The organism is Croceicoccus bisphenolivorans (genome assembly GCF_001634625.1).
Lineage (GTDB): Bacteria > Pseudomonadota > Alphaproteobacteria > Sphingomonadales > Sphingomonadaceae > Croceicoccus > Croceicoccus bisphenolivorans.
In genome coordinates this window covers 1-1,520 of sequence record NZ_LRSE01000051.1, presented here as the reverse complement: position 1 = coordinate 1,520, position 1,520 = coordinate 1, and the positions used below count along the sequence as shown (strand labels likewise).

At 60.6% G+C, this 1,520-nt stretch carries 1 protein-coding gene; it reads left to right on the top strand.

What is annotated here, in order from left to right:
- Positions 1-85 precede the first annotated feature (85 nt).
- A protein-coding gene (locus A7A77_RS17225) for an IS3 family transposase (RefSeq protein ID WP_145206737.1) occupies positions 86-1,446 on the top strand; the annotation gives its coding sequence in 2 pieces (ribosomal slippage) (positions 86-430 and positions 433-1,446; 1,359 coding nt in all).
- The last annotated feature ends 74 nt before the right edge of the window (positions 1,447-1,520 follow it).

Here is a 1,520-nt window from a genome sequence, read left to right as displayed (position 1 = left end):
TGTCCGGCGTCAGCGCCAATGGCACAGATTTGAGGTTGTGAATTAAGGAGGATTTGGGCTTCGTCGTAGTGACGAAGGAACGAAGATGAAGCCCAAATCCTCCTTGAAAAAATCGGTGAAGGCTCCTGCGGAGCAGGTGGTGAAGGACATCCGGCGGGCGACACGCCGGCACTTCTCTGCCGAGGATAAAATCCGGATCGTGCTTGAAGGCCTGCGCGGCGATGACAGCATTGCTGAACTGTGCCGCAAGGAAGGGATCGCCCAGAGCCTGTACTACACCTGGTCGAAGGAGTTCATGGAAGCGGGCAAGCGCCGGCTCGCCGGCGATACCGCCCGTGCCGCAACCACCGGCGAGGTCCAGGATCTGCGCCGGGAAGCCCGTGCGCTGAAGGAATGCGTGGCCGACCTGACCCTCGAGAACCGCCTGCTTAAAAAAAGCATGATCGCGGATGGGGGCGACGACGAATGAGATACCCTGCATCCGAGAAGCTGGAGATCATCCGGATCGTCGAACAGTCGCACCTCCCGGCCTGGCGCACGCTGGAGCAGTTGGGCATCCCGCGCCGGACCTTCTATCGCTGGTACGACCGCTATCTCGAAGGCGGCCCGGAGGCGTTGGAGGATCGGCCATCGGCCCCGCGCCGGGTGTGGAACCGCATCGGCGACGATATCCAGCAGCAGATCATCGACATGGCGCTGGATACAACCGATCTGTCGCCCCGCGAACTGGCGGTGCGCTTCACCGACGAGAAGCGCTACTTCGTGTCGGAGGCCACGGTTTATCGCCTGCTCAAGGCCCATGATCTGATTACCAGCCCGGCCTTCGTCGTGATCAGGGCAGCCGATGCGTTCCACACCAAGACGACGCGGCCGAACGAAATGTGGCAGACCGACTTCACCTACTTCAAGATCATTGGCTGGGGCTGGGTCTATCTGTCGACCGTGCTCGACGACTTCTCGCGCTACATCATCGCCTGGAAGCTGTGCACCAACATGCGAGCCGAGGATGTCACCGACACGCTGGACCTCGCGCTCGAGGCCTCGGGTTGCGACAGCGCAACGGTGCTGCACAAGCCTCGGCTGCTGTCGGATAATGGCCCGAGCTACATCGCGGGTGAACTGGCGGAATATATCGAGGCCCGGAAAATGAGCCATGTGCGCGGCGCTCCGATGCATCCCCAGACCCAGGGCAAGATCGAGCGCTGGCATCAGACCCTCAAGAATCGCATCCTGCTCGAAAATTACTTCCTGCCCGGTGACCTTGAGGCCCAGATCGAAGCCTTCGTCGAGCATTATAACCACCGACGTTACCACGAGAGCCTGAACAACGTGACGCCCGCCGACGCCTACTTCGGCAGGGCCGATGCCATCATCAAACAGCGCGAAAGGATCAAACGGAAGACCATCGAACATCGCCGCTTGCTCCACCGCAAGATCGCCGCTTAATATCAACCCCAGGACGAGGCCCGCACTCCGCTAATTTACGCCGCGAGTTGTGCCAAATGTTCTGACGACGGACA